Below are 23,384 nucleotides of genomic sequence, written 5' to 3' on the forward strand. Positions count from 1 at the left end.
CGGGGTCCGGCGAGCCGGGCGAGGGGAGCCGCAAGTGCCATCGATCCGGGACGCGGTCGTCGTGGGAGCCGGGCCCAACGGGCTGACGGCAGCCGTGGAACTGGCCCGGCGCGGCTTCCGGGTCGAGGTGTTCGAAGCGGGCGGCACCGTCGGCGGCGGGGCCCGAACCGAGGAGCTGACCCTGCCGGGCTTCCGGCACGACCCCTGCTCGGCCGTCCACCCCACCGGCGCCGGGTCACCCGCCTTCGGCTCGATGCCGCTGGAGCGGTACGGGCTGGAGTGGCTGCACCCCGAACTCCCGCTGGCGCACCCGTTCCCGGACGGCACCGCCGCCGTGCTGGCCCGGTCGGTCGGGGAGACGGCGGCCTCCCTCGGCCCGCGCGACGCGGGCGCCTACCGCCGCCTGGTCGGGCCCTACCTCGGTCGGTGGAACACCCTGGCGGAGGACTTCTTCGGCTACGGCTCCGCGTTCAACGGCCGGTTCCCCGCCGATCCGCTCCAGCTCGTGCGGTTCGGACTGACCGGCCTGCAGCCGGTCACCTGGGCCAGGGCGCGCTTCCGGGACGAAAAGGCGCGGGCGCTGCTCGCGGGCATGGCCGGGCACGTCATCGCACCCCTGAACAACCTGTTCATGACGGCACCGGCCCTGGTCTTCGCGCTCGCCGCGCACGCGGTCGGCTGGCCGTTCCCGCGTGGCGGCTCGCAGGCGATCTCCGACGCGCTGGCCGGGTACCTGCGGGCGCTGGGCGGCACCATCCACACCGGCACCGAGGTCAGGCGCCTGGACGAGCTGCCGCCCGCCCGTGCCTACGTCTTCGACACCTCACCGACCGCGCTCGCCCGGATCGCCGGGCTGGGCAGCGCCTACGACTCCGTCCGCTACGGTGCCGGCGTCTTCAAGCTCGACTACGCCCTGGACGGGCCCGTGCCGTGGACCTCTCCGGACGCGGGCCGGGCCGGGACGGTGCACATCGGGCCGACCCTGAGGGACATCGACACCGCGCTGCGCGACGCGGTGGTGCGCGGCCGTGCACCCGAGCGGCCGTTCCTGATCACCGCCCAGCCCAGCCTGACCGACTCCACCCGGGCCCCCGAGGGCAAGCACGTCTTCTGGGCCTACGGCCATCTGCCCAACAACTGGCAGGGGGACGCGACCGAGGCGGTGGAGCGCCAGATCGAGCGCTTCGCGCCGGGGTTCCGCGACCGGGTGCTGGCCCGGGCCGCCGCGGGGCCGCCGCAGCTCGCCGCGCGTAACGCCAACTACGTCGGCGGCGACATCTCCTGCGGGTCGGCCGCCGGACTGCGGCTGCTGATCCGGCCCAAGCTCAAGCGCGTCCCGTACGAGACCGCACACCCGTCCGTCTACCTGTGCTCCTCCGCCGCGCCGCCCGGCCCCGGTGTGCACGGGATGGCGGGCCATCACGCCGCCCGGGCCGTGTGGCGCCGCCTCCGCCGGGAGCGGTGAGGCCGGGGACCGTACGCCCTCCGGCCGCGCGGCGCGTAGGGTGCGGGGCGGCGCGTGCGCGGCGGAGGGGACGCGCCCCTGCGGCCATGGCGCCATGGTCGGGGGAGGCGTCGGACAGATAGGGTCCCCAAGGCGCGACTGCCTGTTCGAACAACAGAGAGACCCAGGGGCAGAACCATGACAACGACGGCGCGAACCACATCGGCGCGCGTGCTGATCGCCGCGGACAAGTTCAAGGGATCGCTGACGGCCGTCGAGGTCGCAGAGCATCTCACGGCGGGCATCCGGAAAGCGCGCCCGGAAGTGGACGTCGAAGCTCTGCCCGTGGCCGACGGCGGCGACGGCACCGTCGCGGCGGCGGTCGCCAACGGCTTCACCCGCCACGAGGTCGAGGTGACCGGGCCCCTCGGCGCCTCGGTGACGGCAGCCTTCGCGCTCCGCGAGGGCACCGCGGTCGTGGAGATGGCCGAGGCGGCCGGCCTCCAGCACCTGCCGCCCGGGGTCTTCGTACCGCTGACGGCCACCACCTACGGGGCCGGTGAGCTGCTGCTGGCCGCCGTGGAAGCGGGCGCGACCACGATCATCTTCGGCGTCGGCGGCTCCGCGACCACCGACGGCGGTGCCGGGATGCTCGACGCGCTGGGAGCCCGGCTGCTCGACGAGGACGGTGACTCCATCCCGTGGGGCGGCGGTGGACTGCGCGAACTCGTCTCCGCCGACCTGTCCGGTATGGACCCGCGGCTGAAGAACGTCGAGGTCGTCCTCGCCAGCGACGTCGACAACCCGCTGACCGGCCCGAAGGGCGCCGCCGCCGTCTACGGCCCGCAGAAGGGCGCCACGGACGAGGACGTCAAGCTGCTGGACGCCGCGCTCGCCCACTTCGCCGAGATTCTCGGCGAGCAGGACGCCGCCGACTCGCCCGGGGCCGGAGCCGCGGGCGGCATCGGCTTCGGCGCGCTCGTCGGGCTGCGTGCCCGGTTCCGGCCCGGCATCGAGATCCTGATGGAGGAGCTCGGCGTCGAGGCCGCCATCGGCCGGGCCTCCCTGGTCATCACCGGGGAGGGCTCGCTGGACGAGCAGACGCTGCACGGGAAGGCTCCCGCCGGTGTCGCCGCCGCGGCACGCGACGCCGGGAAGCCGGTGGTCGCCGTCTGCGGCCGGGTCGCCATCGGGAAGAAGGAGCTGGCCGCCGCCGGAATCGAGAAGGCGTACGCGCTCACGGACCTCGAGTCGGACGTCGAGCGCTGCATCGCCGAGGCCGGACCCCTGCTGGAGACCCTCGGCGAGCGCCTCGCGGCCGACCGCCTGTAGCGCGGGAACGGGGCCGGCGCCGGGCGGCAGTCCCGGCGGGAGCCGGGACTGCCGGTGTCATGCCGGGGCGGGCACCGGGACCCTCGCCGACCGGCCCGCGGAGTCCTTCGGCGGTCCCCGGAGTGGATGTTGCGGCTTTCCGGGCCCGTGGCGGTCCCCGTGGCAGTCGCGGCCCGCCAGGGGCCGCCGGTGCCCCCGGTCCGCGCGCTGTCGCAGCGCTCCCCGCAGGGCCGCACGGCGCCCTCTCATGCCGCTGTCCGGGCCGGGGAGCGCAACGTCCTCCACCGGGCTTCTACGCCCTCCGGAGGACGTAGAAGCCCGTGGACGAGCCTCAAGCCGCCCCCCGGGTCCTGCAAGGCCCCCGGGCCCCGTCCCGAGTCCGGGTAGGCCTGAGAGGACGCGGGGAGGCCGGGAGCGCCCGGCACACGGGTGAGGGCCTGGCACACGGGTGAGGGGCCCGCCACGTCTCGTGGCGGGCCCCTCACGGGCGTCGTCCCTCGGGAGGGGCCCTGTCAGCCCCTGGTCAGCCCTGCGCGGCAGCCTGTCAGCCCTGCGCCGCGGCCCGCGCCTCGCGGCGGTTGTCGCGGAAGGCGTTGACCCGGCGCGCGGTCGCGAACAGCGGAATCACCGCGCCGAGGACGACCTGGAGGGCGCAGCCGGTCTGCAGGAGCAGCTCGCCTCCGGGCGCGTCGAACGCCCAGGAGGCCAGCAGCCCCATGCTCAGCACGATCCAGCACAGCATGGCCACCGCGAGCCGGCCCCGCGGCTTGGGGTACTCGACGCGGCTGACCATCAGCCAGGCGACGCCCAGGATGCCGAGCGCCGTCGGTACGAAGGGCAGCTCCAGCAGCACCACGGAGACGACGGTCAGGGCGCCGAACGGCCCCGGCATGCCCTGGAACATTCCATTCCGCATGGGCACGCAGGAGAACCGCGCAAGCCGCAGCACCACCGCCAGCAGGACCACGATCGCGGCGACCATGGAGATCCGCTGGTGCGCGTCGTTGGCCACCATGCCCCAGACGGCGACGAAGTAGGCCGGCGCCAGTCCGAAGCTGATCAGGTCGGAGAGGTTGTCCAGCTCGGCGCCCATGGCCGAGCTGCGCAGCTTGCGCGCGACCAGGCCGTCGAACAGGTCGAAGACCGCGGCCATCAGCATCAGCACCACGGCGGTGGCGGCGCTGTGCCGGGCCATGCCGCCGTCCTCGCTGCCCGTCAGATGCGGGATGAGGACGCCGGTGGTGGTGAAGTACACCGCCATGAAGCCGCAGGTCGCGTTGCCCAGCGTGAGAGTGTCCGCGATGGACAGCCGGGTGGAGAGCGGCATCTCGTCGTCGGCGTCGTCCGCGTAGTCGTCGTCTGCGTACTCGGAGTACTCGGCGTAGTGCGAGTAACCGTCGCGGTCCGCGGAGCGCTCAGCTCCGGGGGCCCAGGCCGCCTGGGCGTCGGGATCAATCACGGTCAAGGCGAGTCACCCCCGCTGTCGTGGTCTGACCGACCTCCACGGCCGTCTCGACACCCTTGGGAAGGTAGACATCCACGCGGGAGCCGAACCTGATCAGCCCGAGGCGCTCACCCTGCTCCACCTTGGCGCCGCTGGGCACGTACGGAACGATCCGCCGGGCCACGGCACCGGCGATCTGGACCATCTCGATGTCGCCCAGCTCGGTCTCGAAGTGCCAGACGACGCGCTCGTTGTTCTCGCTCTCCTTGTTGAACGCCGGAACGAAGCCGCCTGGGATGTGCTCGACGGACGTCACCGTGCCCGCGAGCGGGGCGCGGTTGACGTGGACGTTCAGCGGGCTCATGAAGATGGCGACGCGGGTACGGCCGTCCTGCCACGGCATGATGCTCTGCACCACGCCGTCGGCCGGGGAGATCACCCGGCCCTGGCCGATCTCCCGCTCCGGGTCCCGGAAGAACCACAGCATCCCGGCGGCGAGCGCCGTCGCGGGCACGGCGACCAGCGCGGCGCGCTTCGACCTGCGGGCGCGTACCAGGCTGAGGGCCGCTGTCGCGACGGTCGGCGCAAGCCACGGCGAGGCGCCGCGCGCGAGGCGGACCCGGGGTCCGTTCGAGGCGCCGGATCCGGCCGACCCGGACGAGGGAGAGCCGCTGGGTGTGGTGGATGGGCTGTGGGGCATGAATGACCTTCGTAGCGGAGGGAGCCGCGTAGGTGACAGGGGGACGGCGGCTTTCCCGGGATGCTATCGGTTTCTGATGGCAACTGGGCAAGCCAGCCAGCCAGTCCGTGGCCGATGTCCCGGTTCGGGGTGCGATCTTGAAAGTCAAGAAAACACCCCGAAAAGGACATTCAGCCCTGGCTGCGATACTCCTCCAGGAGCCGTCGACCCACGATCATTTTCTGGATCTCCGCGGTTCCTTCGCCGATCAGGAGCATCGGCGCCTCCCGGTAGAGTCGCTCGATCTCGTATTCCTTGCTGAAACCGTACCCGCCGTGGATGCGAAAGGCGTCCTCCACGACCTCCTTGCAGTACTCGGAGGCGAGATATTTCGCCATTCCCGCTTCCAGGTCGTTGCGTTGGCCGGAGTCCTTCTTGCGTGCGGCACCCACCATCAGGGCGTGCGCCGCCTCGACCTTCGTGGCCATGTCGGCCAGTTTGAACTGAATGGCCTGATGCCCGGCGATGGGCTTCCCAAACGTGTGGCGCTGCTGTGCGTAGTCGATACCGAGCTCGAAAGCACGCTGTGCGACTCCGCAGCCACGTGCCGCGACGTTCACTCGGCCGACTTCCACCCCGTCCATCATCTGGTAGAAGCCGCGCCCGGTGGTGCCGCCGAGTACCCGGTCGGCCGGAACGCGCAGGTCGTCCATGATCAGCTCGGTGGTGTCGACACCCTTGTAGCCCATTTTGTCGATCTTGCCGGGGACGGTGAGTCCGGGCTTGACCTGGCCGAAACCGGGCTCCTTCTCCACCAGGAACGTCGTCATCGACTTGTGCGGAGCGGTTCCCTCCGGATGGCCCTCGTCCGTCCGGCACAGCACCGCCACCAGGGTGGCGGAGCCTCCGTTGGTCAGCCACATCTTCTGGCCGTTCAGCAGGAAGTCGCCGGAACCGTCCGCTGCGGGCGACCCCTTCGAGGTGATGGCCGAGACATCCGAGCCCAGCCCCGGCTCCGACATCGAGAAGGCACCGCGGATCTCACCGGTGGCCATCCTCGGCAGAAAGTGGTCCTTCTGCTCCTGCGTGCCGTGCTGCTTGAGCATGTAGGCCACGATGAAGTGCGTGTTGATGATGCCCGACACGCTCATCCAGCCGCGGGCGATCTCCTCGACGCACAGCGCGTAGGTGAGCAGCGACTCACCCAGCCCGCCGTACTCCTCGGGGATCATCAGACCGAAGATCCCCAGCTCCTTGAGCCCCTCGACGATCTCCGTGGGGTACTCGTCCTTGTGTTCCAGCTCCGTGGCGACGGGCAGGATCTCCTTGTCGACGAAACTGCGCACCGTCGAGAGGATCTCCCGCTGTATCTCCGTCAGACCCTCGGTCTGCGCCAGCCGGCCCATGTCACCTACCGCCCTTCGGCGCCGGTTCCCGCAGCTCTGGGCGGCCCGGCTGCTCCCCGCCGCGCTCCTTGACGTACGTCTCGGTGGGCACCATCACCTTGCGCCGGAAGACGCAGACCAGTGTGCCGTCCTGCTTGTAGCCCTTGGTCTCCACGTGCACGATCCCGCGGTCGTTCTTCGACTTCGACGGCGTCTTGTCCAGCACCGTCGTCTCGCCGTAGACCGTGTCGCCGTGGAAGGTCGGAGCCACGTGCTTGAGCGACTCGATCTCCAGGTTGGCGATGGCCTTCCCCGACACGTCCGGCACCGACATGCCCAGCAGCAGCGAGTAGATGTAGTTGCCCACCACCACGTTCCGGCCGAAGTCGGTGGTCGACTCGGCGTAGTGGCTGTCCAGGTGCAGCGGGTGATGGTTCATGGTCAGCAGGCAGAACATGTGGTCGTCGTACTCGGTGACCGTCTTGCCCGGCCAGTGCTTGTAGACGTCGCCGACCGTGAATTCCTCGTACGTGCGTCCGAACTGCATGGCTCAGCCCTCCGGAGGGGTGAAGGAAGTGGTGCGTCGCATGCCCGCCGCGCGGCCCTTGCCGGAGACGACCAGCGCCATCTTGCGGCTGGCCTCGTCGATCATCTCGTCGCCGAGCATCGCCGAACCCTTCTTGCCGCCCGCCTCGGAGGTGCAGTACTCGTACGCGTCCAGGATCATCTCCGCGTGGTCGTAGTCCTCCTGGGAGGGAGAGAAGATCTCGTTGGACGCCTCGACCTGGCCCGGGTGCAGCACCCACTTGCCGTCGAAGCCCAGCGCTGCGGCCCGCCGGGCCACCTCCCGGTAGCCGTCCACGTCGCGGATCTGCAGATAGGGCCCGTCGATCGCCTGGAGGTCGTGGGTGCGGGCCGCCATCAGAATCCGCATCAGGATGTAGTGATAGGCGTCGGCCGGGTAGCCGGGCGGCTGCTCGCCCACGACCAGCGACTTCATGTTGATGGACGCCATGAAGTCGGCCGGCCCGAAGACGATGGTCTCCATCCGCGGCGAAGCCGCGGCGATCTCGTCGACGTTCACCAGGCCCTTGGCGTTCTCGATCTGCGCCTCGATGCCGATCCCGCCGACCTCCAGGCCGACCGTCTTCTCGATCTGCGTCAACAGCATGTCCAGCGCCTGCACCTGCGCCGCGTCCTGCACCTTGGGCAGCATCACGCAGTCCAGGTTGGCGCCGGCGCCCTCCACGACGGTCACCACGTCGCGGTAGGTCCATTCCGTGGTCCAGTCGTTGACCCGTACGACGCGGGTCTTGCCGCTCCAGTCGCCCTCGTTGAGGAACTTCACGATGGTGTGCCGTGCCTCCGGCTTGGCCAGTGGGGCGCAGGCGTCCTCCAGGTCCAGGAAGACCTGGTCGGCGGGGAGGCCCTGGGCCTTCTCCAGGAACCGCGGGTTGCTGCCCGGCACCGCCAGGCAGGAACGGCGCGGGCGGAGCGCTCGCTGCCGGTTGTCGCTGTTCACGGGGTGACCTCCAGTGGTTCTCGCTGATCGCGCTCACTGCGCTCGTCGCGCGTTCGGAGCTTGTGCTGACTGCGGATCTCGTCGACGATACGGCCGATGATCCCGGTGATCCCGAAGTCCTTCGGGGTGAAGACGGCGGCGACCCCCGCCTCGCGCAGCGCCCGCGCGTCCGCCGACGGGATGATCCCGCCCACGACCACGGGGACGTCGGCCGCGCCCGCCTCCCGCATCCGCTCCAGCACGTCCGGCACCAGTTCGGTGTGCGAGCCGGAGAGGATGGACAGGCCCACGCAGTGCACGTCCTCGGCGAGGGCCGCCGCGACGATCTCCTCCGGCGTGAGCCTGATGCCTTGGTAGACCACTTCGAAGCCCGCGTCCCGGGCCCGTACGGCGATCTGCTCGGCGCCGTTGCTGTGACCGTCCAGCCCCGGCTTGCCCACCAGCAGCCGCAGCTTGCCGACCCCCAGCTCCGCCGCGGTGTCCGCCGCCTTCCGCCGCACCGCGGCCAGCTCCGAGCCCTCCTCGGCGCTCACCGCGACCGGAGCCGAGCTCACCCCGGTCGGCGCCCGGAACTCGCCGAACACCTCGCGCAGCGCGCCCGCCCACTCCCCGGTGGTGACCCCGGCGCGGGCGCACTCCAGGGTGGCCTCCATCAGATTGGTGTCCCCGGCAGCAGCCTCCCGCAGGGCGCCGAGTGCCTGCTCCGCACTGGGGTGGAGGCCCGGCTCCCGGGTCCCCTCGCGCCAGAACGGCTCGTCCCGGGTCTCCCGCCAGCGCTTGACCGCCTCCACGGTCGCCGCCTCGCTGGCCGGGTCCACCGTCAGGATCGCGGTGTCCAGGTCCGCGGTGAGCGGGCTCGGCTCCGTGGCCTCGTAACAGTTGACGCCCACGATCTTCTCCTCGCCCGACTCGATCCGGGCGCGGCGCTCCGCGTGCGAGGCGACGAGCTGCGACTTGAGGTAGCCGGACTCGACGGCGGCCATCGCTCCGCCCATCTCCTCGATCCGGGCCATCTCGGCCAGCGACTGCTCGACCAGACTGTCCACCTCGGCCTCGATCACGTGCGAGCCGGCGAAGATGTCGTCGTACTCCAGCAGGTCGCTCTCGTGCGCCAGCACCTGCTGGACCCGCAGCGACCACTGCTGGTCCCAGGGTCGGGGCAGGCCCAGTGCCTCGTTCCAGGCGGGCAGCTGGACGGCGCGGGCCCGGGCGTCCTTGGAGAGGGTGACGGCCAGCATCTCCAGCACGATGCGCTGGACGTTGTTCTCCGGCTGCGCCTCGGTCAGCCCGAGCGAGTTGACCTGCACCCCGTACCGGAAGCGGCGCTGCTTGGGGTCGGTGATGCCGTAGCGCTCGCTGGTGACGCGGTCCCAGATACGGGTGAAGGCCCGCATCTTGCACATCTCCTCGACGAACCTGACGCCCGCGTTCACGAAGAACGAGATCCGCGCCACGACCCGCCCGAACTCCTCGGTCGGCACCTGCCCGCTGTCCCGTACGGCGTCCAGCACCGCGATCGCGGTCGCCATCGCGTAGGAGATCTCCTGCACCGGCGTGGCTCCGGCTTCCTGCAGGTGGTAGCTGCAGATGTTGACCGGGTTCCACTTGGGCAGCCGGGCGACCGTGTAGGCGATCATGTCGGTGGTCAGCCGCAGCGAGGGCACCGGCGGGAAGACGTGCGTCCCGCGGGAGAGGTACTCCTTGACGATGTCGTTCTGCGTGGTGCCCTGGAGTTGCGACACGTCGGCGCCCTGCTCCTCCGCGACCACCTGGTAGAGCGCCAGCAGCCACATGGCGGTGGCGTTGATGGTCATGGAGGTGTTGGTCTTCTCCAGCGGGATGCCGTCGAAGAGCCTGCGCATGTCGCCCAGGTGGGAGACCGGGACCCCGACCCGGCCGACCTCGCCGCGGGCGAGCACGTGGTCGGGGTCGTATCCGGTCTGGGTGGGCAGGTCGAAGGCGACGGACAGCCCGGTCTGGCCCTTGGCGAGGTTGCGCCGGTACAGCTCGTTGGACGCCTCGGCGGTGGAGTGCCCGGCGTAGGTCCGCATCAGCCAGGGCCGGTCGCGCTTCCTGGGCTCCCGTTCATCAGTCATCGCGGGGGCCTCACGCGTTCCGGCTGTGCCCGTCGGTCCGCCCGCCTTCGGCGTCGCGGAAGGTGTTGATGGCGTCCAGGTGCCGGGCCCGCTTCTCGTGGTCGCGCACGCCCAGCCCCTCCTCGGGTGCCAGCGCGAGGACGCCGACCTTGCCCTGGTGGAGGTTGCGGTGCACGTCGTAGGCCGCCTGGCCGGTCTCCTCCAGCGGGTAGCTCTTCGAGAGCGTGGGGTGGATCTTGCCCTTGGCTATCAGCCGGTTGGCCTCCCACGCCTCGCGGTAGTTGGCGAAGTGCGAGCCGATGATCCGCTTCAGCGACATCCACAGGTACCGGTTGTCGTAGCTGTGCTCGTAGCCGGAGGTGGAGGCGCAGGTGACGATGGTGCCGCCCTTGCGGGTGACGTAGACACTCGCGCCGAAGGTCTCCCGCCCCGGGTGCTCGAAGACGATGTCCACGTCCTCGCCGCCGGTCAGTTCGCGGATGCGCTTCCCGAAGCGCTTCCACTCCTTGGGGTCCTGGTTGTGCTCGTCCTTCCAGAACCGGTAGCCCTCCGCCTTGCGGTCGATGATGGCCTCGGCGCCCATCCGGCGGCAGATCTCGGCCTTGTCCTCGCTGGAGACCACGCAGATCGGGTTCGCTCCGCCGGCCAGCGCGAACTGGGTGGCGTACGAGCCCAGTCCGCCGCTGGCGCCCCAGATGAGGACGTTGTCGCCCTGCTTCATCCCGGCGCCGTTGCGGGAGACGAGCTGCCGGTAGGCGGTGGAGTTGACCAGGCCGGGGGCGGCTGCCTCCTCCCAGCTCAGATGGGCCGGCTTGGGCATCAGCTGGTTGGACTTGACCAGCGCGATCTCGGCGAGCCCGCCGAAGTTGGTCTCGAATCCCCAGATCCGCTGCTGCGGGTCGAGCATCGTGTCGTTGTGGCCGTCGGCCGACTCCAGTTCGACGGAGAGGCAGTGCGCGACCACCTCGTCGCCCGGCTTCCAGGAGTTGACCCCCACGCCGGTGCGCAGCACGACGCCCGCCAGGTCGGAGCCGATGATGTGGTACGGCAGGTCGTGCCGCTTCGCCAGCGGCGAGACGCGGCCGTAGCGCTCCAGGAATCCGAAGGTGGACAGCGGCTCGAAGATCGACGTCCAGACCGAGTTGTAGTTGACCGAGGAGGCCATCACGGCCACCAGGGCCTCGCCCGGGCCCAGTTCGGGCACGGGCACCTCGTCCAGGTGCAGCGACTTGCGCGGGTCCTTGTCCCGGGCCTCCAGCCCTTCGAACATTCCGGCCTCGTCCTTGTGGACGGTCACGGCCCGGTAGGACTCGGGCAGCGGCAGGGCGGCGAAGTCGTCCGGCGAGGTGTCGGACGCGAGGATCGCGTCGAGGATCTGGTTCACGGTATGCCTCCGGCGAAGCGTGGAGCGTGGCGTGGGGACGCCTCCGGCCGCGGCCGGAGGAGCCCGTCGGGGGACGTCGGTGGTGAGGCAGTGCCGTCGGTTCGGCTGTTGCTGGTGCGCGAGGGTGTGCGCGGTCGCTCGTGACGCCGAGCGGTCCGGGGCACACGGTTTCGGCCGCGGGGACAGCGCCCGGACTGCTGCCAACGTATGACACCCAGTGCCAGCACACAAGACACCGCGTGCCGTGAATTCTCACATGGCGTGGATCGTTCTCATCTGAGCGATGATCGATCAAATAGGACTGCCTCGCAGGTCAGGGCACCTGGTGCGCCGACGGCTCGTCCCCCCGCCGCACCCGGCTGCGGCGCCGCCCGTATCCCGCGTAGAGCACGGCCCCCAGTGCCATCCACGCGGCGAACCGGGCCCAGGTCTCCGACGGCAGGTTCAGCATCAGCCACAGCGAGGTCAGTACCGAGGCGATCGGCAGCGCCGGCACCAGCGGCGTGCGGAAGGCACGCGGCAGATCCGGCCTGGTGCGCCGCAGGATGATCACCCCCACCGCCACGACCACGAACGCGAAGAGCGTCCCGATGTTCACCAGTTCGGCCAGCTCCGTGAGGCGGATGAAACCCGCCGCGACGGCGACGAGCACCCCCAGCAGCACCGTCGACCGGTAGGGCGTGCCGAACCGCGGGTGCACCCGGGCGAACAGCGGCGGCAGCAGCCGGTCCCGGCTCATCGCGAAGAACACTCGGGACTGGCCCAGCAGCAGGATCATGCACACCGTCGTCAGCCCCACCGCCGCACCGAAACTGATCAGCCCCGCCCAGAACGGCTCGCCGACGGCCTTGAACGCGTCGGCCAGCGGAGCGTCCACGGTCAGCTCGGTGTACTTGCGCATCCCGGTGACCACGATCGAGACCGCGATGTACAGCACCGTGCAGACGATCAGCGAGCCCAGGATGCCGCGCGGCATGTCGCGCTGCGGATTGCGAGTCTCCTCGGCCGTCGTGGCCACCACGTCGAATCCGATGAACGCGAAGAAGACGACAGCGGCGCCGGTGAAGATGCCCATCACACCGAACGTGGTGGGCGCGTAGCCGGACATCACCTGGATCAGCGGTGTCGCGAACCCGGAGGTGGAGTCCGCGGTTCCCTGCGCGGGCGGGATGAAGGGGTCGTAGTTCTCGGCCGTGACGAAGAACGCCCCGGCGACGATCACCAGCAGCACCACCCCCACCTTGATCGTCACAACGATGGAGGTGACCCGGGCCGACAGCTTCATGCCGACCGTCAGGATGCCCGTCAGCAGCAGGACCAGGGCGCAGGCCAGCAGGTCGAAGCCGAAGCCGTCGGTGTCGCTGGTGCCCGAGAGCCAGTCGGGAAGCCGCCAGCCGATGCTGTCCAGCAGCGACCGCACGTATCCCGACCAGCCGACCGCCACCACCGCGCAGCCCAGCGCCAGTTCCAGCACCAGGTCCCAGCCGATGATCCAGGCGGGCAGCTCGCCCAGCGAGGCGTACGCGAAGGTGTAGGCCGAGCCGGCCACCGGCACCGTGGAGGCGAACTCCGCATAGCACAGCGCGGCCAGGGTGCACACCACTCCCGCGGCCGCGAAGGAGATGGCCACCGCCGGACCGGACGTCGTCCTGGCGACCTGGCCCGTCAGCACGAAAATACCGGTGCCGATGATCACACCGACGCCGAAGACCGTCAGGTCGCGCGCCGACAGCGAGCGGGGCAGCCCCTGCTCGGGGTCGTCCGTGTCGATGATCGACTCTTCGACGGACTTGGTCCGCAACCACTGCCTTGGGTTCTTCTTCCCGCCCGGCGCCACCGACACTGCCGCACCTCCACGTCGCCTTCGCGCCATGGTTTCCACCCGGCGGCCCGGCGGCGGGTACGCGCGGCGGGGCGCGGGCGCAATTCACCCGACTCCCTCGCCCGCGGGCCGGGGCCGGACGACCGGGTGTGCGGGGGCGGTGCGGAACCCCTCCGCAGGCGACGCCCGGCCCGCAGCCGCCCCGGGTCCGCGGGGCGGGCGGTCAGTCCCCGGAGAGCGCGCGTTCGATGGTGGACATGATCTCCCCGAGGGGTGCGTCCGTGCGCGCGACGGTCACCAGTACCTCGTCCCGGCGGGCCACGGATGCCGCGGGCTGCTCACCGGAGGGGCGGTGCGCGCCGAAGCCGGTGCCGAACGTACGCCGTACGATCGCGAAGGCGTGGTCGAGCTGCGTCATCACGTCACCCTCGGCGCCCGAGCGCAGCCACCGCCGCAGCACATGGTTGTGCGCGGTGACCACCGCCGAGGCCGCCACCTCCGCGAGCAGCGGCTCGTCGTAGCCGCTGACGCCGTCGCGGTGCGCCTCCTCGTCGAAGTGGCCCAGCAGATAGCGGGTGAACAGCCGCTCGTAGCGCGCCACCGAGGCGATCTCCCGCTCCCGCAGCGCGGGCACCTCGCGGGTGAGCTTGTACCGCTCGACGCTGCCCTTGGGGGAGGCGGCGTACATCTTCATGACTTCCTTGATGCCCCGGCACACGGTGTCCAGCGGGTGCTCGTGCGCGGGCGCGGCCTCCAGCACCGCCTGCGCACGCACGAGGGTGTCGTCGTGGTCCGGGAAGATCGCCTCTTCCTTGGAGCGGAAGTGCCGGAAGAACGTGCGCCGGGCCACACCCGCGGCGGCCGCGATCTCATCCACCGTGGTGGCTTCGTAACCCTTCGTGGCGAAGAGCTCCGTGGCGGCGGCGGCCAACTCACGGCGCACCCTCAGCCGCTGGGTGGCGGCGCCGCTCGCACGCTGGCCGGTCGTACGGGAGTTCTTCTCGGGCTCTGGCATGTGGGGAACGCTACACGCCGTGACGGGGTCGGGGGGCGGGCCGTGCGGCAGGCCGCCGGCCGACGGCTCCAACAGCCCGCCCCACCCGGCGATACCGCCGGTCACCGGCGTGCGTACTCGCGGAAGCCGCGCCCCGTCTTCCTGCCCAGACAGCCCGCGGCGACCAGGTGTTCCAGCAGCGGCGCGGGCGCCAGCCCGGGGTCGCGGAACTCCTCGTGCAGCACCCGCTCGATCGCGAGCGAGACGTCCAGGCCCACCACGTCCAGCAGTTCGAAGGGCCCCATCGGGTAGCCCCCGCCGAGCTTCATCGCGGCGTCGATCTCGTCCAGCGAGGCGTAGTGCTCCTGGACCATCTTCACGGCGTTGTTCAGGTAGGGGAAGAGCAGCGCGTTGACGATGAAGCCCGCGCGGTCGCCGCAGTCCACCGGGTGCTTGCGGACCTTCCGGCACACCTCGCGGACGGTGGTGTGGGCCTGCGGGTCGGTCAGCACCGTGCTGACCACCTCGACCAGCTTCATGGCCGGCGCCGGGTTGAAGAAGTGCATCCCGATCACGTCCTGCGGCCGGGCCGTGGCGCGGGCGCAGGCCACCACGGGCAGCGAGGAGGTGGTGGTGGCCAGCACCGCCCCCTGCTTGCAGACCGCGTCCAGCCGTTCGAACAACCGCCGCTTGACCTCCAGGTCCTCGGCCACCGCCTCGACCACCAGGTCGGCCTCGCCCAGCGCGTCCAGCGAACCGGCCGGGGTGATCAGCGCCAGTGCGGTGTCCCGGTCCTCGGCCGTCATCCGGCCCTTGCGCACCGAGCGCTCCAGCGACCGGGCGACGCGCTCCTTGGCGGTCGTCGCCTTCTGCTCGCTGCGCGCCGCCAGCACCGTCGGATAGCCGGCCTTGGCGAAGACCTCCGCGATACCCCCGGCCATCGTCCCCGAACCCACGACACCCACCGCCGCGACGGGACGGCCCGGCGCGCGTTCGGCCGCCGCGTCGGGGGTCAGCGCGTCGGGCAGCACCTCCGAGCTGCCGGGCGCCGCGTAGGTGTAGAAGCCGCGGCCCGCCTTGCGGCCGGTCAGCCCCGCCTCGCTCAACTGCCGCAGGATCGGCGCGGGAGCGTGCAGCCGGTCGTGCGACTGCTCGTACATCGCGGCCAGCACGGTGCGTGCGGTGTCGATCCCGATCAGATCGAGGAGGGCCAGCGGGCCCATCGGCAGACCGCACCCCAGCTGCATGGCGGAGTCGATGTCCTCGCGGGTGGCGTAGCGGGACTCGTACATCGCGGCGGCCTGGTTCAGATAGCCGAACAGCAGCCCGTCGGCGACGAACCCGGGACGGTCACCGACCGCGATGGGATCCTTGCCCAGATCCCGCGCCAGCTCGGTGACCGCGGCGATCGCCTGCGGTGAGGTGAGCACCGAGGAGACGATCTCCACGAGCTTCATGGCGGGCGCCGGATTGAAGAAGTGCAGCCCCAGCACGCGCTCGGGCCGGTCGGAGTCGGCCGCCAGCCGCGTCACGGACAGCGCGTTGGTGCCGGTGGCCAGGACGGTGTCCGGCTTGACGACGGTGTCCAGTTCGGCGAACACCTGGCACTTGGTGTCGTAGTCCTCCGGCACCACCTCGATGACCAGGTCCGCCTCGGCGGCCGCCGCGAGGCCGGTGAAGGTGCGGAACCGCGCCAGCACGTCCCGGCGCTCGCTCTGCGTCATCCGCTCGCGCTCCACCGAGCGCGCCGTGGAGGACTCCAGTGCGGCGACGGCGTGCCGAGCGGTTGCTTCGTTCGTGTCGATGCCGATGACCTCACGCCCGGCGCGGGCGAGAATATCGGCGATGCCGGTACCCATCGTGCCGAGGCCGACGACGGCGATCGTGCGCAGGGGAGGACGGTCCATCAGGGGACTCCAGAGGGTGTGACACTGGCCCCTACAGGGGCACGGGTGATGAGGGTGAGGGTTTCGTGCACTACCGGGCGCGCGGGCGTACGTACGCGCGGGGCAGGGGAGTTACTGGTCACGCCCCGCTGCGCGGCCCTGTCCCGGGGCCCGGTCACGAGGCGGCCCGTACGGCTCCGGCGCGCTCCTGCGCGTGCCGGGTCCGCTGCCGAACCGACGTCACTCTCGGCGGCTGCGTCACCAAACCGCCTGAGCGGGGATACCGCTCTGATGAGCACCTTAACTCGTGGGTAACCATAAAGCCAGGGGTAGGAACACTTCCACCGCTGGGGAACTCAGCATGTGAAGGGGGAGCCGGAGTGGCCGACGCGTTCCGAACGCTGATCGACCGTGTGCGGCCCGAGGCCGAGCCCGTCGAGTACGCACGCCTGGTCACGCTGGCCAGGCAGCGCAGCACGGAGGCGCGCGACCAGCTCGCCGCCGTACTCGTGGAGAGCGAACGGCCCCTGTGGGCCCGCGAGATCGCGGCCTTCGCACTGGGCAGCGCGGGCGACCGGAGGGCCTTCGAGACCCTCGTCTTCATGCTCAACTACCGGGACCCGGTGTGCTGCGCCAGCGCCGCCCAGGCCCTGGAGCGGCTGCGCGACCCCCGCACGGCCAAAGCGGCGGCGGCCCTGGCCACCAACGAACTGCGCACCGCCTACGCGCTCTACCCGGTCCGGCTGCTGACGGCGCTGCGCGCCCCGGAGTCGGTGCCCACCCTGATCAATGTGCTCCAGCGCCTCCTGATCGGGCCCCTGCACTACTGGCCGATCGCCGAGGCGTGCGTCGTCGGCCTCGGTGCCCTGGGCGACAAGCGCGCCATCCCCGTCCTCGAAGCGGCGGCGCGGCACCACCGGCTGTCCCCCTCCGCCAAGGCGGCTCTGGCGCGGATCCCCGGCTGAGCCGCCGCGGGGCGGGACCGGACCCCACTCCGGCCGGCTGATTCCCCGGCGGCCCCGGCGGCCCGGACTGTCGCGGACGGCACACCTACCCGCGGTCCTGTCGTCCGGGTCCCGCTTCCGGCCCCCGGGACCCGCCGAGGACGGTGAGGTAGCGCACCTCGGGGACCTCCGCACCCCCCACCTCGAACGCCGAGGTGAGCCCGTCCGCGGCGAAGCCGGCCCGCTCGTAGAAGCGGCGCGCACGGGCGTTGCCCTCCAGCACCCACAGGAACATCCGCGGGCAGCCCCGCGCGGCGGCGTCCTCGAGCACCGCCGCCATGAGCAGTCGGCCCACCCCGGTGCCGATGTGGTCCGGGTGGACGTACAGCGCATAGAGCTCTCCGTCACCGCCGGGCGGCCCCGGGCGCGGGGTGTCGCCCTGGGTGCGCCGGGGCCCGGCCGCGGCCCATCCCGTGACCTGTCCGCCACCGGCCCCGTCCGCGGCCACCAGGTTCCGCACCACTCCCCGGCCGGCCGCGAAGAAGCGTCGTCGCCGCGCCGTCTCCGCTGCCGGTGACATCGCGTCCAGATACGGCTGCGGCACCAGCCCCCGGTACGCGCTCTGCCAAGCGCGCACCCGCACTTCGGCCACGGCTTCGACGTCGTCCTCGGTCATCTCCCGCACACACATGTGCCGAGGGTGCTCCCACGGGCCCCGGGTCCGCACTGCCTTTCCCGGCCGTCTCATCCCACCCGCCGCCGAATACCCGACAGCAGATGGGACGTGCCCCTGCGCCCGGGGCGGCCAGGTCAGGACGAGGGCACGGCGAGCGCCTCGATCTCGATGAGCAGTTCCGGCCGTACGAGCCCGGCGACCTGCACGGCGCTGCACGCGGGGAGCCGCCCGGGGTCGAGGTACCGGTCGCGCACGGTGCGCAGGGCGGGCATGACGGCCAGGTCGGTCACGAAGAACGTGAACTTCACGACGTCGCCGAAGTCCGCTCCGGCCGCCTCCAGGCAGCGCCGCAGATTGCCGAACACCTGCTCCGCCTGGGCCTCGGGATCTCCCGCGCCGACGATCTCGCCGTCCGCGTCGAGCGCCACCTGGCCGGAGACGGCGATGAACCTGCCCTCGCCGAGGACGACATGGCTGTAGCCGTTACCGGGCGCGAGGCCCTCGGGGGCGGTGATGTGGGTGAGCGATGACATCCCGGCATGCTCTCAGAGCAGGGTGAGCTGAGTGCAGCGGTTTTCCGCCGCCGGCTCCTCACGGGCGTCCCCGCTACCGTCTCCGTCTCGGTCGCTGCCGCCGTCCGCCGGAGCGGGTGGCGCCGTCCGCCGGGCGGTGCCGGGGCCCGCGGGGCCCACACCGTACTCGGCGGCGAGTTCGTGCACCTGCCGGGTGATGCGGCGCTGATACCACTTGGGCGCGTAAGCACCGTCCGCGTAGAGCGCCTCGTAGTGCCGCACCAGTCGCGGGTGGTGCTGGTGCAGCCAGCGGAAGTACCACTCGCGTGCCCCGGGCCGCAGGTGCAGCGCGAGCGGTGTGACGGAGGTCGCCCCGGCGGCGGCCAGGGCCCGGACCGTGGTCCGCAGTTGTGCGGGGGAGTCGCCGAGGAAGGGGATCACCGGTGCCATCAGCACCCCGCACGGGATGCCGTGCTGCGTGAGCCGCCGGACGACATCCAGCCGCCGCTGCGGTGCCGGGGTGCCCGGCTCGACGGTGCGCCACAGCTCCTCGTCGGTGAATCCGACCGACACCGACACGCCGACGTCCGTGACGGCCGCGGCCGAGCGCAGCAGGTCGAGGTCGCGCAGCACGAGGGTGCCCTTGGTGAGCAGGGAGAAGGGGTTGGCGTGGTCGCGCAGGGCCGTGAGGATGCCCGGCATCAACCGGTACCGCCCCTCGGCCCGCTGGTAGCAGTCGACGTTCGTGCCCATGGCGATGTGCTGGCCCCGCCAGCGGTGGCTGCTGAGTTCCTTGCGCAGCAGTTCGGGCGCGTTCACCTTGACCACGATCTGGGTGTCGAAGCCCTCGCCGGGGTCGAGATCCAGGTAGCTGTGGGTCCGGCGGGCGAAGCAGTAGACGCAGGCGTGTGAGCAGCCGCGGTAGGGGTTCACCGTCCATTCGAACGGCATGCGCGAGGCGCCGGGCACCTTGTTCACCAGGGTGCGGGCCCGGATCTCGTGGAAGGTCATCCCCCGGAACTCGGGGGTGTCGAAGTTCCCACCAGACCCGCATGAGAGCCAGCTACTCCCTGGCGGCCGGTACGACGGGGGCCCGGAAGGCGTTTGACCCTGCCAGGTACTCCACGGCCCCGCCCAGTCGCCAGCCACGGGAGACCAACAGGTCGCGCATCTCGCGATCGAAGACGTTCAGGACGCCGGGGAACTCGAACCGGGCCACCGGGTCGCCCTCTCCGCGAACGTGAACCCAGGCCCGGGTCACCATCTCGCCAGGGCCTGCCAGGACGTGCTCCATGGTGACCGTGTGCGGCTCCGCCGGGGCCTCCGGCTCCTGGGCCGCCTCCGGCGCGTCCTGGGCCGCCTGGGCGGCCTCCTGAGGCTCTCCGGCCAGGCGGGCGGCCAGGGCGCGGCCTGCCTCCGTCAGGGTCGCCATCCAGACCCGCTGTGAGCGGCGGGCCTTCCGGTACCCCTCTGCCCAGGGCTTGTCCCAACCCTCCTCCAGGGTCACCAGGCCCAGGGCGGCCAGCTTCCGCACCGTGACGACGCTGGTACCCGTGCCGTTGATCAGGTTGTGCCCCTGCGACTCCAGGTTGCGGGCCCAGATCATGGCGTTCGTCTGGGCTTCGGTCAGCTCCAGGTCCTGGGTGGTGTCCTGGACGTCGTCCTTGGTCGGCTCCGGCATGGTCTGGTCCTCCTGGGTGGTGTCAGCGACAGGCTCCGGGGTCAGCTCCGGCTTGCCCTCCACGGCCTCCACCAGACGGTACACAGCGTGTTCACGACGGAAGTCCTTCAGCGCCTTCGCGGCACTCTCCCGACGCTCCGACCAGCGGACGATGGCGTACGCGAACCGGGGGCCATCGGCCAGCTCCTGGGCCTCCTGGCGGACGCGCCGGACGTGGTCGCCCTTCGCGGTGCGGGCCTTCTCGACAGCTTCGTCCCGGTCGAAAGCGCTCCGCTCCACCTGCCCCTGAGCGTTAACGACCTGGGCGCCCAGCCAGTGCCGCTCCGCCGTCTCCGGGTCCACGGCGTAAAAGTCCTGGTAGGTGCCGCCCTGGGACCAGGACTTCGACTTCCGGGTGATCTGGCCCGTGGCCACGGCACGCTCGAAGGACTCCAGGTCCCGGACAAGCGCCTTCGCGCGGTACTTCATGGAGATCGCTTCCGCGTGGAGGTGCCGGACCTGCTCCACAGCCCAGCCGTACACGCGGGTCTTCGAGTTGCGCAGGGAGACGGTGCCGTCTTCGTGAACGTAGTGAGTGGTGCGGCTGGTGGCCATTTCGGTTCCCCTCTCCTGCCGGTCCGTCCGGCAAGGGCTCCAGAGTAGGCGACTCAATTGAGTCGCGTCAAGTCGGCCACATGACGAAGGCCCCCAGCCAGTCAGCCGGGGGCCTTGCGGGTAGTCGGGTTGGGATCAGAAGAACGATGACGGCCGGGTCGGTGGCTGGTCCGGCTTGTCCGGCAGCATCCAGGGAGACGTCCCCGGTGATACCGGCTTCCAGTTGCGCGGCGGCTGGACAGTACCCAGGCCCCAGGCCCTGAAGCACTTCCGCAACCACGCCTCAGCGGCTGGACGTGATGACCACTCCAGCGGCAAGAGGTTCGGGTGGTCGTCCTTCGCGTCGTCCGGCAGTGCGCAGTATCCGCCCAGGGCCCGGTCCAGGATCACCCAGTGCGTTCGGTCCGGAAGCATCGTCACTTGGTAACGGCTCATGCTCCCAGTGTGACGGAAACCGCTGCTGTGCGGAAGACGAACGGCAGGTCAGCCAGCCGCATTTCCGCACAGAGGGACCGTACCGCGCGGGCGTGCTCTCCCACGTGAGCCAGGCCGAACGCACGCTTCACGGCGTCCTCCAGGACCTGGCAGGCGTGCGCCCGGTCGGTCACCTCTTCGTCCCCTACCACGGGACCCGACGTCGTCAAGATCAGATACTCCAGTCGCATGACAGGAGCGTACTGCTACGCGACAGCCCTGAGGTGGGTATGACCATCCGGGGCCAGCGGGCCGACGGCAGGCACCGGCTGGGACGTCACCAGGCGGTCCTCCGACAGCCCCGGGACCCACGGTTCCTCGAAGGCGCGGTACGCGTCTGCATCGGTGCTCCACAACCAGAGGTCGCGGCCCAGGACGGCTCCCGATCGGCCTCCGAAGGCTGTCACGTTGAAGCGGTCCGCATCTTTCCGGCGGAGGAGGACAGCGGCAGCTTTGGCGTAGGAGCGGAGTACGCGGGGAAGCTCCGCCAGCTCCGCCAGCCGCTCGATACCGGCCGGGTCGGGATGCGTCCACGGTCCCCAGGCCCAGCCGTTGGGGATGGAGGCAGGGACGAAGACGCGAAGGGATACGAAGAGAACTGGGACAGCCATGCGTTGCTCCGGTTCCTGTTGCGGCCCATGTGGGGGGCGGTAACCAGAGTAGATGGTGTGGTTTGCGCTGAGTAGTCGTTAACGACTGAACAGCCCGGACGTTATTGAGTCGTGAACAAATGGTGAAGGCCCTCCTCCGGATCATCGACCAGGAGAGGGGCCTTCGAACTTGTCAGCGACGGTAGCCAGGCTGTCCGCCTGCCGGGGTACTGACCGTGCGCACGCTCTGTGACACGTGAACCGTGTTGGCGGGCTCCTCCTGGATGGTGGCGCGCACGGACGGCCAGGCGTCCAGGGCCTCGGTCATAACGTCCAGCGCGTAGTCCCCCGCGACGGGTTCGCCCTGGCCGACGTTCCAGGTGAGGCGCCAGCCGGACACGAGGGAGTACACAGCGGTTGCGATGCGCTCCTTCCCCTGGATGAGGTAGAAGCCCTGCGTTGACGTGTGGCGGAACTCCTGGACGGACATGGTCCCGAGGTAGGTAGCGGCGGTCATGATGAGGTCCTTTCGGCGGTGCGACGGGGGAGTCAGGCGGCGGAGGTGGAGGTGGCAGCGGCCCAGTCGTTCAGGTAGCGGCGGCCGGAGCGGTCGGACACTCCGAAGTAGGCGGCCAAAGCCTTTCCGGTCAGCTCGCTCCCCTCGCTCTGGATGTCAGCGACAGCGGCAGCGATGTCCTGCACGGTCGGCTTCGCCGTGATGCGGTGAACCTCCGTGACCTGCGGTTCCGGGACCTCCTCCTGAACCTCCACGGCATCCTCCAGGGACTCCAGCTCCTCTACGACGTCCGCCAGCGGAGCAGTCTCGGCAGGCACCTCCTGGACCTCCTGGCTGGCCGTGACAGCGACTTCGGTCTCTGCCGCGATGTACTCCACGGCCTGGTCCACGGCCTGGTCCATGGCGTCCAGCGTCGGTGCCGTGGCAGGCGTTGCCACGGCCGTGTGAAGCTGCCGCATGAGAGCACCGAACGCCAGCAGGGCGGCGGCAGGCGGCACGGCGGCCACCACGTACTCCAGGACCTCCGCGCCACGGCCGACACCCAGCACGTTCAGCGCGATAGAACCGACCGACCCGGCCACCGTCAGGCAGATCGCCCAGGGGTCACGCCGCTTGTTCAGGGCAGCGACCAGCATCATGATCTCTCCGGCCACGATGAAGAGGTCCAGGGTGGCGGGCCAGGCCCAGGCACGCGCCGGAGATACACCCAGGCCGTACGTCGCTGCCACGTCGTGCAGATGTGCGTACGACAGCCAGAATGCAGCGGCGGTAAGGGCTACGATCACGGCCCCGGCGGCCACGGTGAGGCGGGTACGTGCGTTCACGGAGTGCTCCTCTCACTTCAGCCGTCTCACTTGAGTCGGCTGGGTGTCCGACAGTAGTGACTCAATTGAGTCGGGTCAAGTGGCAAGGCCCCTACCCAGTCAGGGCAGGGGCCAGCGCGCGTCACTCCGGGTCGGCGGAGCCGAGACCTTCCAGCGACAGCTTGAAACGCACCTCCATGGCGCGTCCCACGTAGCCGTCCTCCCGCTGGTCCCGGATGGCCTGGTCCCTGATCTCGGCAGGGGAGTACCGGTTGGCACCACCCAGGTCCTCTCGAAGCCCCTCTTCGTCCAGGTCCAGGAGGGCGGCGGCGGTCCTGGCCGGGATCGTGATTGCCGCGTCGGCCTCCGCGATAGCCAGGAGCAGAAGAGCCGCATGTTCGCGGACCAGGTTCAGGTCCTCATACAGTGCGTCGATGTGCTCCGACTCCTCCATGCTCTCCAGGTTCCGGCTGGCAATCGGAGCGTAGGGGAGGCAGGTGTGGTCACAGACGTGGTTCTCAGGCTCCAGGACAGATCCGAAGTCGGACATGGGGATCTCCTCTCATCAGGCGCCCCATGTGAGGCGGCTGGAACGGGAAAGGGGC

At 70.6% G+C, this 23,384-nt stretch carries 23 protein-coding genes; 3 read left to right on the forward strand and 20 right to left on the reverse strand.

What is annotated here, in order from left to right:
* Window positions 1–34: 34 nt before the first annotated feature.
* The gene (locus ACFYMO_RS00580) at window positions 35–1,465 is read left to right on the forward strand and encodes an NAD(P)/FAD-dependent oxidoreductase (protein WP_366771462.1); all 1,431 of its coding nucleotides are present in this window, start codon (window positions 35–37) and stop codon (window positions 1,463–1,465) included.
* A 210-nt stretch (window positions 1,466–1,675) separates the two neighbouring features.
* A complete protein-coding gene (locus ACFYMO_RS00585) occupies window positions 1,676–2,776 on the forward strand; it encodes a glycerate kinase (RefSeq protein ID WP_366771514.1) in 1,101 nt (366 codons plus the stop codon).
* A gap of 544 nt (window positions 2,777–3,320) precedes the next feature.
* Here ACFYMO_RS00585 and pssA read toward each other — a convergent pair.
* The 10 genes from pssA to ACFYMO_RS00635 all read right to left on the reverse strand — a co-directional run bounded on the left by pssA (window position 3,321) and on the right by ACFYMO_RS00635 (window position 16,009).
* On the reverse strand, window positions 3,321–4,241 hold the full coding sequence (gene pssA / locus ACFYMO_RS00590) for a CDP-diacylglycerol--serine O-phosphatidyltransferase (RefSeq protein ID WP_366771461.1): 921 nt from the start codon (window positions 4,239–4,241) through the stop codon (window positions 3,321–3,323).
* Window positions 4,228–4,920, reverse strand: a complete 693-nt coding sequence (locus ACFYMO_RS00595; RefSeq protein ID WP_366771460.1) for a phosphatidylserine decarboxylase — start codon at window positions 4,918–4,920, stop codon at window positions 4,228–4,230. Before ACFYMO_RS00595 ends, pssA begins: the two co-directional genes overlap by 14 nt.
* 170 nt (window positions 4,921–5,090) lie before the next feature.
* Window positions 5,091–6,305: an acyl-CoA dehydrogenase family protein gene (locus tag ACFYMO_RS00600; protein WP_019359284.1), complete on the reverse strand. Its 1,215-nt coding sequence runs from the start codon at window positions 6,303–6,305 to the stop codon at window positions 5,091–5,093.
* A 1-nt stretch (window position 6,306) separates the two neighbouring features.
* Window positions 6,307–6,831 carry a MaoC family dehydratase gene (locus tag ACFYMO_RS00605; RefSeq protein WP_366771459.1) on the reverse strand — a complete coding sequence of 175 codons (525 nt, stop codon included), beginning with the start codon at window positions 6,829–6,831 and terminating at the stop codon, window positions 6,307–6,309.
* A 3-nt stretch (window positions 6,832–6,834) separates the two neighbouring features.
* Window positions 6,835–7,806, reverse strand: coding sequence for a CoA ester lyase (locus tag ACFYMO_RS00610; RefSeq protein ID WP_360292123.1), 972 nt, complete (start codon window positions 7,804–7,806; stop codon window positions 6,835–6,837).
* The gene (locus ACFYMO_RS00615; protein ID WP_366771458.1) at window positions 7,803–9,902 is read right to left on the reverse strand and encodes a protein meaA; all 2,100 of its coding nucleotides are present in this window, start codon (window positions 9,900–9,902) and stop codon (window positions 7,803–7,805) included. Before ACFYMO_RS00615 ends, ACFYMO_RS00610 begins: the two co-directional genes overlap by 4 nt.
* A 10-nt stretch (window positions 9,903–9,912) precedes the next feature.
* Window positions 9,913–11,286, reverse strand: a complete 1,374-nt coding sequence (ccrA, locus tag ACFYMO_RS00620; protein ID WP_360292128.1) for a crotonyl-CoA carboxylase/reductase — start codon at window positions 11,284–11,286, stop codon at window positions 9,913–9,915.
* 313 nt (window positions 11,287–11,599) lie between these two features.
* On the reverse strand, window positions 11,600–13,129 hold the full coding sequence (locus ACFYMO_RS00625; protein ID WP_366771457.1) for an amino acid permease: 1,530 nt from the start codon (window positions 13,127–13,129) through the stop codon (window positions 11,600–11,602).
* Window positions 13,130–13,331: 202 nt separating this feature from the next.
* The gene (locus ACFYMO_RS00630; RefSeq protein ID WP_366771455.1) at window positions 13,332–14,123 is read right to left on the reverse strand and encodes a TetR family transcriptional regulator; all 792 of its coding nucleotides are present in this window, start codon (window positions 14,121–14,123) and stop codon (window positions 13,332–13,334) included.
* 101 nt (window positions 14,124–14,224) lie between these two features.
* A complete protein-coding gene (locus tag ACFYMO_RS00635; protein WP_388543280.1) occupies window positions 14,225–16,009 on the reverse strand; it encodes a 3-hydroxyacyl-CoA dehydrogenase family protein in 1,785 nt (594 codons plus the stop codon).
* 359 nt (window positions 16,010–16,368) lie between these two features.
* Between ACFYMO_RS00635 and ACFYMO_RS00640 the strand changes: the two genes are divergently transcribed.
* The gene (locus ACFYMO_RS00640) at window positions 16,369–16,953 is read left to right on the forward strand and encodes a hypothetical protein (RefSeq protein ID WP_019359292.1); all 585 of its coding nucleotides are present in this window, start codon (window positions 16,369–16,371) and stop codon (window positions 16,951–16,953) included.
* An 85-nt stretch (window positions 16,954–17,038) separates the two neighbouring features.
* On the opposite strand, the gene ACFYMO_RS00645 is transcribed toward ACFYMO_RS00640, so the two are convergent.
* The 10 genes from ACFYMO_RS00645 to ACFYMO_RS00690 form a co-directional block, all read right to left on the reverse strand.
* A complete protein-coding gene (locus ACFYMO_RS00645; protein ID WP_366771453.1) occupies window positions 17,039–17,623 on the reverse strand; it encodes a GNAT family N-acetyltransferase in 585 nt (194 codons plus the stop codon).
* A 119-nt stretch (window positions 17,624–17,742) separates the two neighbouring features.
* Window positions 17,743–18,141: a RidA family protein gene (locus tag ACFYMO_RS00650; RefSeq protein ID WP_366771452.1), complete on the reverse strand. Its 399-nt coding sequence runs from the start codon at window positions 18,139–18,141 to the stop codon at window positions 17,743–17,745.
* Window positions 18,142–18,153: 12 nt separating this feature from the next.
* Entirely contained in the window at window positions 18,154–19,269 is a 1,116-nt protein-coding gene (locus tag ACFYMO_RS00655; RefSeq protein ID WP_388543283.1) for an Rv2578c family radical SAM protein, read from the reverse strand.
* Complete coding sequence (locus tag ACFYMO_RS00660; protein ID WP_388543285.1) at window positions 19,184–20,395, reverse strand: hypothetical protein; 1,212 nt, start codon at window positions 20,393–20,395, stop codon at window positions 19,184–19,186. Before ACFYMO_RS00660 ends, ACFYMO_RS00655 begins: the two co-directional genes overlap by 86 nt.
* 135 nt (window positions 20,396–20,530) lie before the next feature.
* Entirely contained in the window at window positions 20,531–20,830 is a 300-nt protein-coding gene (locus ACFYMO_RS00665; protein ID WP_388543287.1) for a hypothetical protein, read from the reverse strand.
* The gene (locus ACFYMO_RS00670; protein WP_388543289.1) at window positions 20,827–21,060 is read right to left on the reverse strand and encodes a hypothetical protein; all 234 of its coding nucleotides are present in this window, start codon (window positions 21,058–21,060) and stop codon (window positions 20,827–20,829) included. The genes ACFYMO_RS00665 and ACFYMO_RS00670 overlap by 4 nt, the downstream gene beginning before the upstream one ends.
* Window positions 21,061–21,075: 15 nt before the next feature.
* Window positions 21,076–21,480 (reverse strand): hypothetical protein, encoded by a 405-nt coding sequence (locus ACFYMO_RS00675; RefSeq protein WP_388543291.1) that lies wholly within the window; start codon window positions 21,478–21,480, stop codon window positions 21,076–21,078.
* A gap of 172 nt (window positions 21,481–21,652) precedes the next feature.
* On the reverse strand, window positions 21,653–21,976 hold the full coding sequence (locus ACFYMO_RS00680) for a hypothetical protein (RefSeq protein ID WP_388543292.1): 324 nt from the start codon (window positions 21,974–21,976) through the stop codon (window positions 21,653–21,655).
* A 32-nt stretch (window positions 21,977–22,008) separates the two neighbouring features.
* A complete protein-coding gene (locus tag ACFYMO_RS00685) occupies window positions 22,009–22,800 on the reverse strand; it encodes a DUF2637 domain-containing protein (protein ID WP_388543294.1) in 792 nt (263 codons plus the stop codon).
* A gap of 121 nt (window positions 22,801–22,921) precedes the next feature.
* Window positions 22,922–23,329, reverse strand: a complete 408-nt coding sequence (locus tag ACFYMO_RS00690) for a hypothetical protein (protein WP_388543296.1) — start codon at window positions 23,327–23,329, stop codon at window positions 22,922–22,924.
* Window positions 23,330–23,384: the final 55 nt, after the last annotated feature.

This window comes from Streptomyces sp. NPDC007025 (genome assembly GCF_042869455.1).
Lineage (GTDB): Bacteria > Actinomycetota > Actinomycetes > Streptomycetales > Streptomycetaceae > Streptomyces.

What these genes read in the sequence shown, in the direction of transcription:
- ACFYMO_RS00650 (WP_366771452.1), bottom strand. Translation starts at nt 18,141, where the DNA reads ATGTCATCGCTCACCCACATCACCGCCCCCGAGGGCCTCGCGCCCGGT.
- ACFYMO_RS00675 (WP_388543291.1), bottom strand. Translation starts at nt 21,480, where the DNA reads ATGGCTGTCCCAGTTCTCTTCGTATCCCTTCGCGTCTTCGTCCCTGCC.
- ACFYMO_RS00600 (WP_019359284.1), bottom strand. Translation starts at nt 6,305, where the DNA reads ATGGGCCGGCTGGCGCAGACCGAGGGTCTGACGGAGATACAGCGGGAG.
- ACFYMO_RS00615 (WP_366771458.1), bottom strand. Translation starts at nt 9,902, where the DNA reads ATGACTGATGAACGGGAGCCCAGGAAGCGCGACCGGCCCTGGCTGATG.
- ACFYMO_RS00680 (WP_388543292.1), bottom strand. Translation starts at nt 21,976, where the DNA reads ATGACCGCCGCTACCTACCTCGGGACCATGTCCGTCCAGGAGTTCCGC.
- ACFYMO_RS00630 (WP_366771455.1), bottom strand. Translation starts at nt 14,123, where the DNA reads ATGCCAGAGCCCGAGAAGAACTCCCGTACGACCGGCCAGCGTGCGAGC.
- ACFYMO_RS00595 (WP_366771460.1), bottom strand. Translation starts at nt 4,920, where the DNA reads ATGCCCCACAGCCCATCCACCACACCCAGCGGCTCTCCCTCGTCCGGG.
- ACFYMO_RS00670 (WP_388543289.1), bottom strand. Translation starts at nt 21,060, where the DNA reads ATGCGACTGGAGTATCTGATCTTGACGACGTCGGGTCCCGTGGTAGGG.
- ACFYMO_RS00665 (WP_388543287.1), bottom strand. Translation starts at nt 20,830, where the DNA reads ATGAGCCGTTACCAAGTGACGATGCTTCCGGACCGAACGCACTGGGTG.
- ACFYMO_RS00690 (WP_388543296.1), bottom strand. Translation starts at nt 23,329, where the DNA reads ATGTCCGACTTCGGATCTGTCCTGGAGCCTGAGAACCACGTCTGTGAC.
- ACFYMO_RS00660 (WP_388543285.1), bottom strand. Translation starts at nt 20,395, where the DNA reads ATGGCCACCAGCCGCACCACTCACTACGTTCACGAAGACGGCACCGTC.
- ACFYMO_RS00645 (WP_366771453.1), bottom strand. Translation starts at nt 17,623, where the DNA reads ATGTGTGTGCGGGAGATGACCGAGGACGACGTCGAAGCCGTGGCCGAA.
- ACFYMO_RS00605 (WP_366771459.1), bottom strand. Translation starts at nt 6,831, where the DNA reads ATGCAGTTCGGACGCACGTACGAGGAATTCACGGTCGGCGACGTCTAC.
- ACFYMO_RS00635 (WP_388543280.1), bottom strand. Translation starts at nt 16,009, where the DNA reads ATGGACCGTCCTCCCCTGCGCACGATCGCCGTCGTCGGCCTCGGCACG.